Annotated in this window: 12 protein-coding genes and 2 pseudogenes; 3 read left to right on the top strand and 11 right to left on the bottom strand. The window is 31.2% G+C overall.

What is annotated here, in order from left to right; translation table 11 throughout:
* Nucleotides 1-24 precede the first annotated feature (24 nt).
* The 5 genes from QM746_RS11710 to QM746_RS11730 all read right to left on the bottom strand — a co-directional run bounded on the left by QM746_RS11710 (nt 25) and on the right by QM746_RS11730 (nt 6,178).
* A complete protein-coding gene (locus tag QM746_RS11710; protein WP_414984393.1) occupies nt 25-216 on the bottom strand; it encodes a hypothetical protein in 192 nt (63 codons plus the stop codon).
* A 113-nt stretch (nt 217-329) separates the two neighbouring features.
* Complete coding sequence (locus tag QM746_RS11715) at nt 330-908, bottom strand: hypothetical protein (protein ID WP_414984394.1); 579 nt, start codon at nt 906-908, stop codon at nt 330-332.
* A gap of 81 nt (nt 909-989) precedes the next feature.
* Nucleotides 990-3,539, bottom strand: coding sequence for a hypothetical protein (locus QM746_RS11720; protein WP_414984395.1), 2,550 nt, complete (start codon nt 3,537-3,539; stop codon nt 990-992).
* 230 nt (nt 3,540-3,769) lie between these two features.
* The gene (locus tag QM746_RS11725; protein ID WP_414984396.1) at nt 3,770-4,393 is read right to left on the bottom strand and encodes a hypothetical protein; all 624 of its coding nucleotides are present in this window, start codon (nt 4,391-4,393) and stop codon (nt 3,770-3,772) included.
* 192 nt (nt 4,394-4,585) lie between these two features.
* Nucleotides 4,586-6,178, bottom strand: a complete 1,593-nt coding sequence (locus QM746_RS11730; protein WP_414984397.1) for a tetratricopeptide repeat protein — start codon at nt 6,176-6,178, stop codon at nt 4,586-4,588.
* A 309-nt stretch (nt 6,179-6,487) separates the two neighbouring features.
* Here QM746_RS11730 and QM746_RS11735 point away from each other — a divergent pair, with 309 nt between their 5' ends.
* The 3 genes and pseudogenes from QM746_RS11735 to QM746_RS11745 all read left to right on the top strand — a co-directional run.
* Nucleotides 6,488-8,776 carry a GH92 family glycosyl hydrolase gene (locus QM746_RS11735; protein WP_414984398.1) on the top strand — a complete coding sequence of 763 codons (2,289 nt, stop codon included), beginning with the start codon at nt 6,488-6,490 and terminating at the stop codon, nt 8,774-8,776.
* A 97-nt stretch (nt 8,777-8,873) separates the two neighbouring features.
* Nucleotides 8,874-9,206: pseudogene (locus tag QM746_RS11740) on the top strand (AAA family ATPase); the annotation flags it as partial.
* 18 nt (nt 9,207-9,224) lie between these two features.
* Nucleotides 9,225-9,377 (top strand): annotated as a pseudogene (locus QM746_RS11745) (IS982 family transposase); the annotation flags it as partial.
* Nucleotides 9,378-9,729: 352 nt separating this feature from the next.
* Here QM746_RS11745 and QM746_RS11750 read toward each other — a convergent pair.
* The 6 genes from QM746_RS11750 to QM746_RS11775 form a co-directional block, all read right to left on the bottom strand.
* Nucleotides 9,730-10,494 (bottom strand): alpha/beta hydrolase family protein, encoded by a 765-nt coding sequence (locus tag QM746_RS11750; protein ID WP_414984399.1) that lies wholly within the window; start codon nt 10,492-10,494, stop codon nt 9,730-9,732.
* 116 nt (nt 10,495-10,610) lie between these two features.
* Nucleotides 10,611-11,375, bottom strand: a complete 765-nt coding sequence (gene map / locus QM746_RS11755) for a type I methionyl aminopeptidase (RefSeq protein ID WP_414984400.1) — start codon at nt 11,373-11,375, stop codon at nt 10,611-10,613.
* Nucleotides 11,376-11,781: 406 nt separating this feature from the next.
* Nucleotides 11,782-12,474, bottom strand: a complete 693-nt coding sequence (locus QM746_RS11760) for a T9SS type A sorting domain-containing protein (RefSeq protein WP_414984401.1) — start codon at nt 12,472-12,474, stop codon at nt 11,782-11,784.
* A 482-nt stretch (nt 12,475-12,956) separates the two neighbouring features.
* Nucleotides 12,957-13,367, bottom strand: coding sequence for a hypothetical protein (locus QM746_RS11765; protein ID WP_414984402.1), 411 nt, complete (start codon nt 13,365-13,367; stop codon nt 12,957-12,959).
* A gap of 225 nt (nt 13,368-13,592) precedes the next feature.
* On the bottom strand, nt 13,593-14,282 hold the full coding sequence (locus tag QM746_RS11770; RefSeq protein WP_414984403.1) for a LytR/AlgR family response regulator transcription factor: 690 nt from the start codon (nt 14,280-14,282) through the stop codon (nt 13,593-13,595).
* A 6-nt stretch (nt 14,283-14,288) separates the two neighbouring features.
* On the bottom strand, nt 14,289-16,082 hold the full coding sequence (locus tag QM746_RS11775) for a sensor histidine kinase (RefSeq protein WP_414984404.1): 1,794 nt from the start codon (nt 16,080-16,082) through the stop codon (nt 14,289-14,291).
* Nucleotides 16,083-16,271: the final 189 nt, after the last annotated feature.

Consider the following 16,271-nt stretch of genomic DNA (forward strand, 5'->3'; position numbering starts at 1 on the left):
TAATAGTTATTAAATTGATTTTTTTTATATTTTCTTCTTTACTTCAACTTTAGTTACTACATCATCTTCAAAATATAGAAACAAAATTTTCTTTCTTCTTAGCAAATCATTTCCTAAAATATAAGTCCATTGTTTGGCGTGATAATAGTTAAACTGTTGTCCAATTTTCTCAATAATTTCTTTCTTATTTTTTCCAATAAAGTCATCATATTTCATATAACAACGTTTTTTATTTTAAACCAAAGATTTATTCAGGTATCAAAAGAAAAGACTACGAAAACATAAACAACAACTTAATTTATCTAGTTTTCATAGTCTTGTTCAATTATTTAAGGTTTCCAATACGTCCAGCCCTCTCCATTAAAAACAGCCAACCTCTTTGCTCCTGTTTTATTAATAAAAACCATCATTCCAGGAGCAGGATCTAGTACATTGTCTGTACTTTCAACCATTGGAAGCACCATTGCTTTAGTATTAGACTCTAAAACCAATACACCTTGTGCTGAAGTAGTTTCTGCACCAATTATAGCTTTTGCGCCTTCATCTTCTACCACAGCATTAGCACCTGTTGAAAGAGGTTGCTCTGATAAGAAAGTGCTTACATTAGCACCATGACCGCTACTTAAATCTACCCAACCTGTTTTTCCATCAGTAGTAACACCATTATAATACAATACTTTTGCACTAGAACTAGTGGAAGCATCTAAAATAATTGTTCCTTCTACCAAACCTGCTCCTGTTGGAATAGTTCTTACATATGGGAGTATAATCCCTTTATTTTGTCCATTTGCAAACTCCAATAGTACCGAAGTCTTGTTTGAAGCTGTTCCTACATTGTCTCCAATAATAACTTGTGAATTTCCCATCCCAAAGATTAGAATCCCAAGAATTAAAAATACTTTTTTCATTTTTTTATTTTTTTTATTCTTCAATTTTCAAGAAAATGAAGAGATTTTAATTACCTATATTTAATCAAAATTTATTAAATATTATGGGCATGCTGGAGAACTGAAACATTTCCACACACCGTCAGAATAAATTTTAAGACATTTTACATCTGTATCATACACCATCATCCCGTCCTGTGGATTAGTAATTTTTGGAGCTATAACACTAGGTGTCGTTTGACCTTCAATATCAATTGTTGACATTCTTGTTATTACAAATCCTTTGGAATTAGATTCTAAAGCTATATGCCCCGATTTTCTTATCATTGGCCAATTATTAGATGAATCTGCACCAGCTCTTTTTAACAAAGTAATCCCCACTTTTGTATCTGCTCCTGTACCTGGAGTAGCTGCTGCATTGTAACAAGCACAAGGTACAATCTTTAGCCCATGCCCATTACCAATCATATTGGTATTTCCTACTACAGTTTGCCCAACAATAATTGTATTAGAACCTGAGTTGTTCCATGTAATAGTATTTACTTGATTTCCGTTAAATAATTCTAATTCTTCTAAAACTGCATTTGCATCATTATTTCTTTTTCCCCAAAATGTAACATCTCCAGTAAAGCTTATTTTAACTCTAACTATTGGAAGTTCTTCGTCTCCAGTTAAACTCCATATTGAAGAGACTCCACCATTTTCCCATAGTGCACCATCAGATTTGAATCGAATATTTTGAGTTTGACTTGATTGGAATTGAATTTCTTGAGTAGTAAGAGAAACTCCATTAACTTTCATATTAAAAGAATTGTCTAATCTGTAAATGTTCAATTCAAAACCATAATCAGATGCTGGTTGCATAAAAGTTTGTTCTACTTGTGAAGCATCAGCAGCTGCACCATTATTATAAACTGTTCCATTATAAGTAGTGGAAGAATTATAAGACCATCCAAAAGCGTTTCCATCTATTGGCTCTGTACATATTTCTGGGCAACTTCCGTATCCTGAATCTCCAGCTTGAAAATAAGAAACAATAACTATAGACCCTACCAATCTACATTTACCCGAAGCTACTGAGAAGAAAGCATAATAAGTACCTGGATTTAAGTTGGTGACATCAGTCATTATTGGGCTACTTGCATCATTAGTTGCGTGCCACTCCACTTCGCTAGAGTTGATCTCAAGATTAGCATTATTTAAATTAGCTTTAGTTCCTTCACAAATTTTTAATTCTTGTACTTTTGGCCCTAAATCTGTACCACAAACAATTAAAATACTAGTAGAATAACTAAAAGTATTGGGGTTTCCAGTACCTGATGTACCATCACCCATACTTCCAGATATTTTATGTCCTACATAACCAAAATTCTGAGAACACTTTTTTACATTAATGGTAGTATGCCCACCTGTTTCTACTGCAATAACTTCATCTGTTAGTGCAAGACCGTTTGCATCAGTACTATTCCCAGGCATAAATATTGGGTTATAATAATCTCCACTAGTGGCAGCTCCAATCATATTACCACTATTAGCCCCCCATGCCCATTGTTTATTATCATTTGTTAAAACATTGACAGCCGCTGAATTTGCGTAGTCTGAATGCTCATTAGGAGATATCCAAACAATATTATTATTCAGATTATAAGTAGTAGAATTTATTGTATTAGACGCTATAACTTGAGTCCAATTATTTCTATTTGTTGCAGTGCCATCTCCTATTTGCCTATTAGAATTATCTCCCATTGCATACAATCTCCCATCAGTGGACAAAAGATAATATGTTTGAGATGTTCCGTTTTGAGTCATCCCAATCATTTTTGTTGTAACTCCAGAAGGAGCGGAAAGTTCTGTAGCATAAACTCTAGCCGAACTAGAAACACCATTATTAATATAAGTTCCTGTACCCCATGTATAAAGCTTACCTGTAGAAGTAAGAGCAAATAAGGCATTAGGTGTACCTCTTAATGCAACTACATTACTAAGATTTGGGTTACCAGTGTCTGAAGTCTTTACGCGATGCCAAATAACATTATTAGTAGTATTTTGAGTTGTGCCATCTCCGTTTTTAGAACCATTCGCAGACAATACCCAAGCTTCTCCAGTACAAGTTACAATAGTTAAAGTAAGGTAAGAACCAAACATCATTTTTACATCTGAAGGATTAACACCAGTTGGCAAGCCATCGGATTTTCCATTTACAGAAATTTTTGCAAATGCTGTTGTATTTTTAATTGAACTACTAATTAATACATTTGTAGCACCCCAAATATACAAACCATCCGTAGTTAATAATGCGAATTGATGAGATGTGGTACTACTTCCTGCAGCTACCTTCAAAGGTGTTCCTGTGTAATTAAAATTAGCAGTTCCAGTTCCTGGAGCAATAACAGTAGGAGCTAACAAATTTGATGTACCATCACTACCACTACCTTGCCCCCAAACTTTAAATGTTCCATCTTTTTCTTTCCCAAAAGAAGCATGAAAAACCGAAATTAGGTTATCATATTCTATGGTATTAGGATCTACACTATTAACGTAGGTATTAGAGTTACAACCCGTTACACAATATTGTGCTTTGATTTGAAAACTTACTCCAAAAAGTAAAAATAAAAAAATAGTTTTTAATAATATTTGTATGTTTTTTTTCATTTATAATAATTTTTACTAAACCATAAGATAAATAAGCTCTTAATAATTATAATCTCTATATTAATATCTCAAGACATTTAGCTTTGAAAAAGAACTACTTCAACATTATATATTCTAAAAATTAATAATTAAGAAGAATAGCTCTATATTCCATTATCTTTAATCTAGTTATTAGATATAGTTTAAAAATTTCTGATACTATACCAGAAATCTAATTCTCAATTTTGAAATCAAACAAATGGTGGAGGCCTACTACTGAAAGAATACTTAAATAATGAATAGGCACTTTGAAAATTTCTAGAAACTATTTTCTCTAAAAGTGAGGAAAAAAATAAAATATTAGCCTTAGACTCAAAAGGAAAAATAGCAGAGTCTTTATTAAAAGAATATAAACTTCTCGTGGAAATAATAAGTTTTGCTTCGAGCCAGAAATATAGGTTTGTATCATCTATAAATGAAAATCTGTAACGATTAACATTTTGAGTAATTTTCTTAATTTCATTAGCCTTATTATCTTTTTTACTTCTCTGAGTTAGTGTTTTTTTTGAATAACATTGTTTAGCTGCTGAAAATTTAGTAGAAATTTCTTCATTTATATCAACATTACTAGATGTGTAAACAATTGCTTCATCTGAAACAAAAACCTTAGAAACAGATGATGTTTTAAATTGATTATTATCTATCTCAGAATCGCTTGAAATAATAAGATAAGCACCTTCTGTAATCGTAAGAATTGAGTCACTTTTTACATATATCTGAGCCTTTGAAAATGAAAACAAAAAAATACTTAACAAAAAAATACTCCGCAAAAATCTCCTCTTAGTGAGGAAATATGCAGAGTCTTTTTTTCTCATCGTTTGTTTTTTATTGGCTATCAAGTGATATTTTTATTGCATAAATAGCAATACTATCCCCTGTATGCAATGTATTAACAAGCCATATTCCCGAAAACGAACCTTTAAAAATTATAAAAAAAAGATTAACATTGAAATGCTTAAAAGAGAAAATATCAATGCTTAAGAATTCATATTGACAAAAAATAGAAACTATTCCTCGAGGTGTTTAATAAAAAGAGAAGGAGAAACGTCTGTTACCTTTTTAAAAGCAACGGCAAACTTACTAGAAGAAGAAAAACCAGATTTCTCTGCCAATGTTGCAATTTTATATTTTTTATAAATTGGTTCTTCATTTAATAACTTTAGAATATAATAAATCCTCAAATCATTAATATAACTATTGAAGTTTTTCTCTTTGTGCTTATTGATAATATGAGATAGATATTTAGTATTTGTTTCACAAAAAGCAGCAACATAAGGCAAAGATATATTACTTCTTGTAAAAAGAGTTTGGTTTTCAAATTTAGCTAATTTATCAAGAATCTTTTTTTCCGTAATTGGTACCATCATTGAATTAGCACTATCTAAATCCTCATCATTATTGCTAAATTCATTATCTTCGATAAGCTCACCAAACTTAACATCCTCATTTTGAACACTTTTCCATTCTTCAACAATATGTTTTACTTTAAGATAATCTTTCTTTTGTTTGCGTCTGTAAAGAAAAAACAATAATAATAAGATTAGTAAAACTAAAGCGAATAGAAAAATAACCGTAGTCTTAATCTCTGATTTATCAACTACTTTTTGTTTTTCATTCTCAAGATTAGATATAGAACTGTCTATAAACTTTCTTTCTTTACTTACAATTTCATCAGATAAAGAATCTTGTTTAGAACGTAATTGAGTTGACTTTTTCAAGTCATTGATAGCGATATAATAATCTTGTGAAGTTTTATAAATTTCACTTTTCAAATTCAGATAAGAAGATTGTTTTGCAATTTTTTCAGCTTTATCTAAGTAATCTTTTGATTCTTCAAGACTATTCTTTTTAACATAAACAGCTGCTAAACCATTATAAACTAATCCTTTGAGATAATTATCTGGCTCATTTTCTAGTTTGGAAAGTGCATTTTCATAAAAAGTGATTGACTTATCATAATTCTCAAGTTTATAATAATTTAAACCCAGTAATTGTTGACATTCTGCAATTATAAAATGATTATCTTGAGTTTTATTTTGGTTAAAATGCAGTTTTGCTTTTTCTAATAAATAAATTGATTGTTTATAATTCTTTTTATCTAATGCATAGTAAGCTTTTTCTTGCAAAATCTGCCCACTTATTATATCTGTTTTAGCAGAATCATTTATTTCATTTATTATTCCTTCTGTTTTTACCACATATTTCTTAGAATTCTCATAAAGTCCTAAAATTCTGTATTGAGTAGAAAGAAAACCAGATATTTTTGCTTTCCAAATCAAATTGTCAGAATCTTTTAAAATTTCATCAGACTTTAAAGCATACTCAACAGATTTCTTAAAATCTCCGGATTGTTGATACAAAGTTGCAGACAACATCAAGCTTTTTGCTTTAAAATATGGAGTTTCAGAAATAGAATATAGGGAATCAGCAACTTTTATAGCTTTGGGAAAATCAGATTGTGAAGTTTCCAAATAAGTTTTAACATATAATGCATTATACTTTTCTGGAGATTGAGCTTTAGATAGAAAGCAAACAAAAAATGTAAAAACCAATAATATTTTAAAAAAAGGAATATTAGTTTTATTTGTAATTTTATTCATAATTTAACTCAAAAAAAAGAAATAACCGAATTAAATCAAAAACTAAATAGAGCTAAATTCGGTAAAATGACTCAACAAAAATATTAATTAAAAATTTAATTTTCAATAATTTACATAATTAATAAATTGAAAACTAATTTATCTCCATTAAAATTAAATATCTTTAAAAAATACTCTAAATCTAAAGAGGCGCTTATAAAAAAATCACTATTTTTATAAGCAACAAAACCCATTAAAAAATATCTTATTTTTTATGGTCAAAAACACTGAAAAATTGATTAATGTCATTTTATAAAACAAACTAATTTAATGAATCATATCGCAAATTATTTATCACTATTTCTGTTAATATTAATCTATACAAATCTTAAATCTCAGTCATTCTCTCCTGTTGACCAAGTAAACACTTTAATGGGAACCGACTCTGAATATAAACTTTCAACGGGTAATACCTATCCTGCCATTGCTTTACCTTGGGGAATGAACTTCTGGACTCCACAAACCAATAAAATGGGCAACGGCTGGGTATATGGCTATAGAGCATACAAAATACAAGGTTTTAAACAAACACATCAGCCAAGTCCATGGATTAATGATTATGGTCAATTTTCTCTTTTTCCCGAAACTGGTGATTTGAAACTTGATGGAGAAGATAGAGCAAGCTGGTTCTCTCACAAAGCCGAAATAGCAAAACCTCATTATTACAGTGTTTATCTTGCTGATTATGACATTACTACCGAAATTACTCCTACAGAACGTGCCGCAATCCTTAGATTTACTTTTCCACAAAACGATAAATCGTGGGTTGTAGTTGACGCATTTGACAAAGGGTCATATATCAAAGTAATTCCATCCGAAAATAAAGTGATAGGCTACACCACACGAAACAGCGGCGGAGTACCTCAAAACTTTAAAAATTATTTTGTAATTCAATTCGATAAAGCTTTTACAGAAAGTAACGTTTGGAGTGGCAAAGAAATAGTTTCTGGAAAATCTGAATTAAAAGATGACCATGTAGGAGCTGCAATCCGTTTTAGTACCAAACGTGGCGAAAAAGTGAATGCGCGAGTAGCATCTTCCTTTATCAGTTTTGAACAAGCTGAACTAAACATGAAAGAATTAGGAAATGACTCCTTTGAAGAAGTTTGCCAAAAAGGAAAAGAAATCTGGAATAAAGATCTTTCTCGAATTTTAGTTGAAGGCGGAACATCAGACCAAATTAAAACTTTTTACTCGTGTTTATATCGCGCTATGTTGTTTCCTCGCAAATTTTTTGAATTTGACAAAAATGGTCAAATTGTACATTATAGTCCATACAATGGCAAAGTTTTACCAGGAGCGATGTTTACCGATAATGGCTTCTGGGATACCTTTCGTGCGGCATTCCCATTCTTTAATCTAATGCATCCAAGTCTTAATGAGCAAATTCAGGAGGGATTGGTAAATACTTATAAAGAAAGTGGATTTTTACCTGAATGGGCAAGTCCAGGACACAGAGATTGTATGATTGGTTCTAACTCAGCAACCATTATTGCCGATGCATATTTGAAAGGATGCCGCGGTTATGACATTAATACGCTTTATGAAGCTGTAATTAAAAATACAAAAAATGAAGGACCTATGAGCTCTGTTGGAAGAAAAGGGTACGAGTATTATAACCGTTTGGGGTATGTTCCATATGATGTTAAAATATCTGAAAATACAGCAAGAACTCTAGAATATGCTTTTGCTGACTGGACTATCTGGAAACTTGCGAAAGAGCTAAATCGCCCTCAAGAAGAAATTGACGTATTTGCTAAACGAGCAATGAATTACCACAATGTTTTTGATAAAGAATCTAATATGATGCGTGGACGAAATGAAGACGGAACTTTCCAAAAACCATTCAATCCGTATAAATGGGGAGATGCCTTTACCGAAGGAAATGCTTGGCATTACACTTGGTCTGTATTTCATGATACAGAAGGATTAGTTAAGCTAATGGGAGGCAAGAAAGAATTTGTAAAAATGCTTGATTCCGTTTTTGTAGTTCCTCCAATTTTCGACGATTCTTATTATGGTGGTGTTATTCACGAAATTAGAGAAATGCAAATTATGAATATGGGAAACTATGCACACGGAAACCAACCTATTCAGCACATGATTTATCTTTATAACTATGCAGGTGAACCATGGAAAACGCAAAAATGGGTGCGAGAAGTAATGAATAAACTCTATACACCAACTCCTGATGGATATTGTGGCGACGAAGACAATGGACAAACCTCAGCATGGTATGTATTTTCTGCAATGGGCTTCTACCCTGTTACACCCGGTAGTGGACAATATGTTATTGGAGCTCCTTTATTTAAAAAAGTAACTATCACTCTTGAAAGTGGAAAACAGATTATTATTAATGCGCCTGAAAATAGCGAAATAAACAAATATATTCAATCTGCTAAATTCAACGAAAAAAACTATACAAAAAATTGGTTGAGTCATGAGGAATTAATGAAAGGAGCTAAAATTAACTTTAAAATGGGGCCAAAACCAAATGAAGAACGAGGAATCAACGATAGTGATTTTCCTTATTCATTTTCGAATGAACTGAATAAATAACAGATAAAATCTATAAAATGGAACAGATAAAGCACAATTTAAAATTTGGTTTACCTATTAATTACTAGTAGTAACCTATAAATTTTCTTTTCAAAACATGAGAATAGCAATTACTGGAGCTCATCTAGTTGGAAAAACTACTTTAGCTGAAAAACTACAAGAATCTCTTCTTCATTATGAATTATATGCAGAACCCTATCATGAATTAGGAGAAATGGGATATATTTTTTCTGAATCTCCAACTTCTGATGAATATATAATACAACTAGAACATTCTATAAAACAAATTGAAAATAGTGAGAATGATGCTATTTTCGATAGATGCCCTCTAGATTTTTTAGCATATGCTCAAGCTGTAGATTACACATACAATTCCCAATCTATATTTAATAAGGTTCAAAAAACCATGAGTAAGATTGATCTTCTTGTTTTTGTTCCTATTGAAATCGACCAGTTTATGATTAGACGTAATTACGCTAAAACTTTTGAAGGCTTCAAAACTAGATTATTATCTAAAATAATGGCTTTAACAGTTGTACAATTTATAAACAAAGAATATTTCAATCGAAATATCAACAACTTAAAAGTAAGTATTGTTTAAAATGCACAACGGATATAATTCACATTCTTTTTAGACTACATATTAATAAAACAAATACAATTAATCCAAAATAAAAGGTTATCTCAAAAGTGAGACAGCCACATTAAGTTTCTCATTTTATTATTCTTAAAGTTAGCTTTAGAACGATATCATATAAAAAACTACTCTATAGCTAAAGCATATCTACTGTATGGATAAAGTATTAAATCTCAACAATGCCAGATGCCAGATTTCATAAAAAAAACAATTAATTACTAAAAACTAGTTTCTAGTTGTACCAAATCGAGTTCATTCTTTTATGATTTAAGACATTGGGCCTTGTTCAACAGTTACGGTACGTTGTTTTTCACTCTCAATTATTTATAAATGATAGAACATATTCTTGAATTTCCTTTCGTTGTTCATTATTAGCTTTGTCGTCCATTTCATTATGGATTGTATTTTCCAATTTTAGAATTTTCATTTTATACTTTTTGACTTCATCTTCTGTTGGTAAAACACCTTCGTCTGCAGGTTGGTCGCTTGAACGTAACGAGTAAACTTTTACGTTTTTTGTTTTCGGCAACTGCATTCTTCTATTGTCCAATGTTATTATTCTTTTAACTGTATTCGGGTATTTTTGAGGAAAAAGAGCAGTCATATCTCCACCGTTAGAATGCCCAATAAGTGTAATGTGTTTGAAGTCTAAATGAGGATTTGTTTTTTTGAGTTCGTTAATAACGAATAAGATATTGTCTGCACCACGTTCCCAAAATAGTCTTCTTACAATTTGCAGATTTCCAGTCAATGGTAATAAACTGTCAGTTGCAAGTTCGTGTTGAATGCTTACAACGAAAAATCCTTTCGTTGCTAAAAATTCTGTCAGATATGAATACACTAAATAATCACCACCTTTATTTTGTCCATAGCCATGACTAAAAATAACAAGTCTTTGTTTTCCAGAAACTTTTGAGGTTGGTTTATAAATTGCAATTGGAATTTCTCTCTGTCTGCTTTGATCATACAATTTCAATGTGTCTAAACTAAACTCAAAATGAGATTTATCTTGATCGATTTTTCCAAATATTGAACAACTTGTTAAAAGTCCAATTATGAAAATGTAAAGTATTTTAATCATTTAATTTCTATTTTAGTGTAATGCTTTATAGTGCTTTGCAAACGACAAAGTGTCATTACCAAGTATCCTAATAAAGCTTATACATCTTCAAACTAATTTAGACACTTTGGTATTTTTCAGTTCCAAATTCCGTTTGATTCAGTTAGAATTAACGGTTTTCCATCAGTTACTACAATTGTATGTTCATGTTGAGCCATAAAACCACCTTTGTTACCAACCATCGTCCAGCCGTCATTAAGTTCTGTTGCATAGGTTGAAATCGTTGATATAAAAGTTTCAATCGCGACTACAGAATTTTTCTTAAAACGCCTTTGGTCAAATCGGTTTTTATAATTCATAATTTCATCAGGTTGTTCGTGTAAACTTCTTCCAATTCCGTGTCCTCCAAGATTTTTTACAACTTTGAAACCTCTTTTTTTAGCTTCGGTTTCCATTATGTAGCCAATGTCTGAAATTTTTACACCTCCTTTGATATTATTGATTGCTTTTTGTAAAATCTCTTTTGATGCATCAACTAGTTTTTGATGTTGATTTAAGTCTTTTCCTAAAACAAATGAAGCTCCGTTATCAGCCCAAAATCCGTCAAGTTCTGCCGATACATCAATATTGATTAAATCACCTTCTTTTAGAATTCTTTTTTCAGAAGGAATTCCATGACAAAATTCGTTGTCAACGCTTATACAACTCCACCCTGGAAATCCATAGGTTAAATGTGGTGCAGATTTCGCTCCAAAATCTGATAAAATTTTCGCTCCGTACTCGTCAATCTCTTTGGTACTCATCCCAGGTTGAGCATAATTTATCATTTCTTTCAAGGTATATGCAACAGCGTTACTCGCTTTTTTCATACCTAATAATTCTGATTCATTTGTAATTGACATATTTTTCTATTTTCGTGTGATAAAAGTTTTAATCAATCTACTATCTTAAATGTAGATTTGGAAACTTTTCAAATTTATTTGCTTATTTTCAATCAAAAATACAAAAAGCAAATGATTTTCACTAAACAAACCAAACTTAAGTGAGGGTAATTTTTTGATTATTTTAAAAATTGGAAGTTATACCATGAGATTCTAGTTATAATAAACAATACCTAAAGCTTTGGCTTCATTAGAACGAGTAATGGCGCATCCATTGATATCGCTAATTACAACAACTGGTTTATATACCACGAAGATTGTTTATATTTTAAAGGCAGACAAATTATGTCTGCCCATAAAATATAATGAAATTTTGAAGTTTTATTTTCTTGAAGTTTTAAAGAGCACCTACCCTTGTCACAAGTTCTTATTCTTTGATTAGTTTCTTGTTTATTTTATTACCTGTTTTTGTGGTTGCAGTAATGAAGTAAACACCATTTTTCAAATTTTCAACATTTACTGATTTTGTAGGAACTGGGATTTGTTTTACAGTTCTTCCAGAGATGTCTGTAATTCTAATATTGGAAACTTCTTCAGAGAAATTAACAATAGATTTTGCAGGATTTGGATAAAGTGAAATTGTTTTATTGGAAGAATCTAAATCTGTAATACCCAATGTTGTTGCGGTTCCCGTAGGGAATAAAACAACATGCATATTGGAACCACCCAAAGCCGAAAAGCTTGTATAATCATTTATACCACACATAGCTCCTGTTTTTAAGTAAGCCGGAGTTGTTTGCCCGTTTGAGTTACCACCAATGTAAAATCCTGTTGACGTTGGTACACCATTGGGAACAGACACTGCGATGAGCATTTCGGGCGATGAAACAGATACCGGAGTAGCAAGTGGAACTTCTACCACTGTTCCTTCCATAGCAGGTGTTATATTAACTGTAGCCGTACCTTCTAAAGTAAGATTATTGGTGACTGCCCCACCGGTACTGGAATAAACTTCTACGTTAACAGGATAGTTAGCTAATCCCTGTATAAATCGTTGAACAACAAAACTTACCTTGGTCACTTGGAAACTGCTATAACCTAACGCTCTAAGATTATACAAACGGGCATAAGAGCTTGCCTCAGTATAACCCGTTGTACCGCCAGTTGAACAGGCGAAAACTAAATTTGGGACTATCGCGTTATTTGTCGTTTGCAACAGATCTATCTGTGCAAATGAGAAAAATGGTAATAGTATTAAAGTAGCTAATGCTGTTTTTGTTTTTCTGAAATAGATTTTTATCATAATCATAGATTTTTTCGCCTACTCTAGGTTCGCATTTTCGGCTTACTGCGTTAATGTATCACAAATATGAAAACTGATTTTTAGGTTTTGAAATTTCTGGGATAGAATGGCGATTTTTGGGATAAAAAAATAAATAGTAATTGATTGTTAGTGAAAATATTTAAAAAATAAAACGTTCTGATTTCAATATCAGAACGCTTTGTTTTTGTTGTGAAAATAGATTATAAAACCGTTTTATCTATCTAAGAGTTTGTGATTTGATATTAAAGCGATCAATGGCTTGTAAAAGCAAACATTTATTATTGAAAATCCCTTGTTGCGATTTGCGCCCAACCATTTCCGCATAATGCAGTTGTACCTGCTGTTTGCCAAGCAAATCGAACAGGTTTACTAACATCCGTTACCTTGATAACCCAAGTTTGTTTAGGATTATTAGCGCCTATTTGACCAACGAGCTTCCCCGATTGTAAAGTACCATTTGTAATTTTTAAGTTTGCAGGAGCAAAGGTTGCTCCACCTGTTTTTCCTCCCCAATTTACTTCAAGATTAAGTAAGCCTTTCCCGCCTTTTTTGATGTCTATAAAGTTAACTTTTCCAACTTCTGGATTTGCATTTACACACTTCAATTTACCAATATAATCTGAATTTTGAGCAGATATAAAATTAGTAGATAATAAAGCTATTGAAAGTGCTAAAATAATTTTTTTCATAATTATTGATTTTCTTGCCTACTCTGAAGTCGCATTTTCGGCCTCCTACGTTTTTTGTATCACAAATATGGAAACTGATTTTAGGGTTTTAAAATTTCTGGGATAGAATGACGATTTTTGGGATAGAAAGTAAATTATGATTGATTATTACTGAAAATAATTAAAAAATAAAACGTTCCAATATAGAAATTGAAACGCTTAGATATGAGTGTTTTATTAGATGAATTAGAATAACTGTTTTACCTTTTCCAAGTAATTTTCTGAGATAGGAATACTTGTATTTCCAATCATAAGAATTTTGTTGTTGAATTTTTCTATTTTATTTTTATTCACAACATACGCTCTGTGTGTTTGCACAAACTCTGATTCAGAAAGTTCATTTAGGATATTTTTGATAGTAGAACGTATTTTATAGATTTTTTCATCCGTATAGAAAAGCAGATAATTACCATCAGATTCTATATAATTGATTTTTTCCTGTTCCAGTTTTACATTATAATCACCGTCTTTTACATGGATGAAAGGTTTCTGTTTTGGAAAATGAGCAGATTGTCGGATTGCGATTTCTATTGCGGCAATCAAATCACTGTTTTTAAAAGGTTTTGTAAGGTAAGAATATGGCGAAGTTGAAATAGCTTTCCCTATAATTTCAGGATTTTCGTACGCAGTTAAATAGATGAAGGGAATAAAAAACTTGTTTTTGATTTCTTTACCAAGTGATATTCCATCTTGTTCATTTTCACCTAGATTAATGTCTAAAATTGCAAATGTGATAGATCCTTTTTTTAATATTTCCAAAGCTTCTTTTGTGTTTTTGGCTTCGAAAACGTTATAGTCATTTTCCATCAAGATTTTTTTTGAAAGCCTTCTGTTAAGAAAATCATCTTCTACCAATAATATAGTTTTCTTGGTCATAGTTTTTTAGTTGAAATAAATGGTTAGTTCGAAGCCATTTTCTGTTTTGGTTTCTATAGTTCCGTCCAATTGGTCAATCAGTCCTTTTGTAATTTCCAGACCCAACCCTTTTTCGTTAGTTTTATTAAAATCAAAGCCTTCGCCGTTGTCGGCATAGTACAATTGATTTGTTTTTGTGTTTTCGTTTCGGGTAATTTCGATATTGATGATTCCTATATTTCTTTTTTTGAAAGCGTGCTTCATACTGTTGCTTACCAATTCTACAATAATTAAACCAATTGGCAATGCTTTTTCTAAAGAGAGGGTTTCTATCTCACAATTAATATTCACACTAATTGTCTTTTTTTCATTATCATAGGATTCTTTCACCAGTTCAGAAAGCTCTGTAACATATCTTTTCAATCCTACTTCGTTGGCATTATCAGACAGATTTAGTTTTTTATGAAGAAGCGCCATTGAGTGGATTCTATTTTGATTTCCTCTAATTAATTCATCAATATTATTAAAGTCCACCGATTCTTTTTGGATCTCCAAAATGCTAATAACGTGTTGCAGGTTGTTCTTGACCCTGTGTTGCAATTCGGAAAGTAGAACTTGTTTTTGTTCCAGTATTTTTGTGAGCTCTCCAAGTTGTTTGCTGATGATTTTGTTTTGGGAATTGATTTTTCGGTTTCTTCGGAAGATTAATACAGTTGCAATGGTAATCACCGTAAGCAAAATAGCAATGAATAGTATCTGTTGATTTTTACTTTTAATGATCGTTTCTTTTTTCTCGTTTTGATATTTTTCTTCAAGATTTTTGGTGGTTGATAATTCTGCTTCATGATGTGATTTTTCTCTATCTTCATAAGCTAATTCCAAATAATGGTATGCAGAATCCATTACTCCCAGTTCTTTGTAGATTCTAGCTCTAAGCTTGCTTACTCGATATTTGTGATAAACAAACATATTTTTATAATAAGCCAAAGCCGAATCACCATACCTCAAAGCTTGTTTATATTGTTCCGCTTTTATGTAATTTGATGCCACATTATTATACATAATAGCAATCGTTTCAAAATTATTGGTCTTTTTCCAATATGGTATAGTTTTTAAATAGCAGGCAGAAGACTCTGATAATTTGTCTTTTCCAATTTTCGAATATAAGTGCCCCAATACAACATAGGCATCATTAGCATCAATTTCATTGTTATATTTTTTAGAAAATTCTATTGCCTTTCTGACATAATAAAAAGACGAATCTATGCTTGCATGCAAGCCTAGTTTTTCAAGACGTTTTCTTTCTTCAGATGGCTCAGATTTTTTTTCATACCCAAAATAACGGTGCATTTGTGCGTATCTAACATATAATCTACTATATTGATCAAAAAAATGATATTTTTGACACATCTTTCGAGCTTCTTCCAGATATTTGTAAGCTAAGTCAAGATTATTTGCTTTTTCATAGTTCACGGCAACACTAATTTTCGCACGACAAGCAATTTTATAAAAATTGTTTTCTTCTGCCTCTTTCATCACTTCTAAAAAGATTTGCAAAGCCTTATTTTGATTATAGAGTCTATTTTCTATCTCACCTTGTAGATAACGTACCATGAGTTTTTGTTCAAGGCATTGGTAGCGATGACATTCTTCTCCGATAAGTTTGTAAAAATTGTTGACCTTTTTTTTAGCGATATCAAATTCTTTTAAAGTAATCAAGCTATCAATTTTTTTTATCTCCTTATTGATAGAAACATCTTGGGCTAAGAAAATATTTTGCCCTACTAATAGGAAAACAAAAAAATTATACAACAATTTCATAAAATTCTTAATAATATCTCAAATTTAAACAATCTACTTATAAACAGATGGTTTCTGGGATAGAAAAACATATTTTGGGATAGAAACATGAAGGAAATAGAATTTATAGTATTAAAAATGATTAAATACAATTATTACCCTCTTAAATTCTGTATGAAGATTGAAGTATTATAATTTGTTCAGGTCTTT

The organism is Cloacibacterium sp. (genome assembly GCF_047601505.1).
Lineage (GTDB): Bacteria > Bacteroidota > Bacteroidia > Flavobacteriales > Weeksellaceae > Cloacibacterium.

Bases quoted from the DNA above. Each gene is read 5' to 3' on its own strand.
- QM746_RS11750 (WP_414984399.1), bottom strand. From the start codon at position 10,494: ATGATTAAAATACTTTACATTTTCATAATTGGACTTTTAACAAGTTGT.
- QM746_RS11715 (WP_414984394.1), bottom strand. From the start codon at position 908: ATGAAAAAAGTATTTTTAATTCTTGGGATTCTAATCTTTGGGATGGGA.
- QM746_RS11765 (WP_414984402.1), bottom strand. From the start codon at position 13,367: ATGAAAAAAATTATTTTAGCACTTTCAATAGCTTTATTATCTACTAAT.
- QM746_RS11770 (WP_414984403.1), bottom strand. From the start codon at position 14,282: ATGACCAAGAAAACTATATTATTGGTAGAAGATGATTTTCTTAACAGA.
- QM746_RS11720 (WP_414984395.1), bottom strand. From the start codon at position 3,539: ATGAAAAAAAACATACAAATATTATTAAAAACTATTTTTTTATTTTTA.
- QM746_RS11730 (WP_414984397.1), bottom strand. From the start codon at position 6,178: ATGAATAAAATTACAAATAAAACTAATATTCCTTTTTTTAAAATATTA.
- QM746_RS11710 (WP_414984393.1), bottom strand. From the start codon at position 216: ATGAAATATGATGACTTTATTGGAAAAAATAAGAAAGAAATTATTGAG.
- QM746_RS11735 (WP_414984398.1), top strand. From the start codon at position 6,488: ATGAATCATATCGCAAATTATTTATCACTATTTCTGTTAATATTAATC.
- QM746_RS11775 (WP_414984404.1), bottom strand. From the start codon at position 16,082: ATGAAATTGTTGTATAATTTTTTTGTTTTCCTATTAGTAGGGCAAAAT.
- map (WP_414984400.1), bottom strand. From the start codon at position 11,375: ATGTCAATTACAAATGAATCAGAATTATTAGGTATGAAAAAAGCGAGT.
- QM746_RS11725 (WP_414984396.1), bottom strand. From the start codon at position 4,393: ATGAGAAAAAAAGACTCTGCATATTTCCTCACTAAGAGGAGATTTTTG.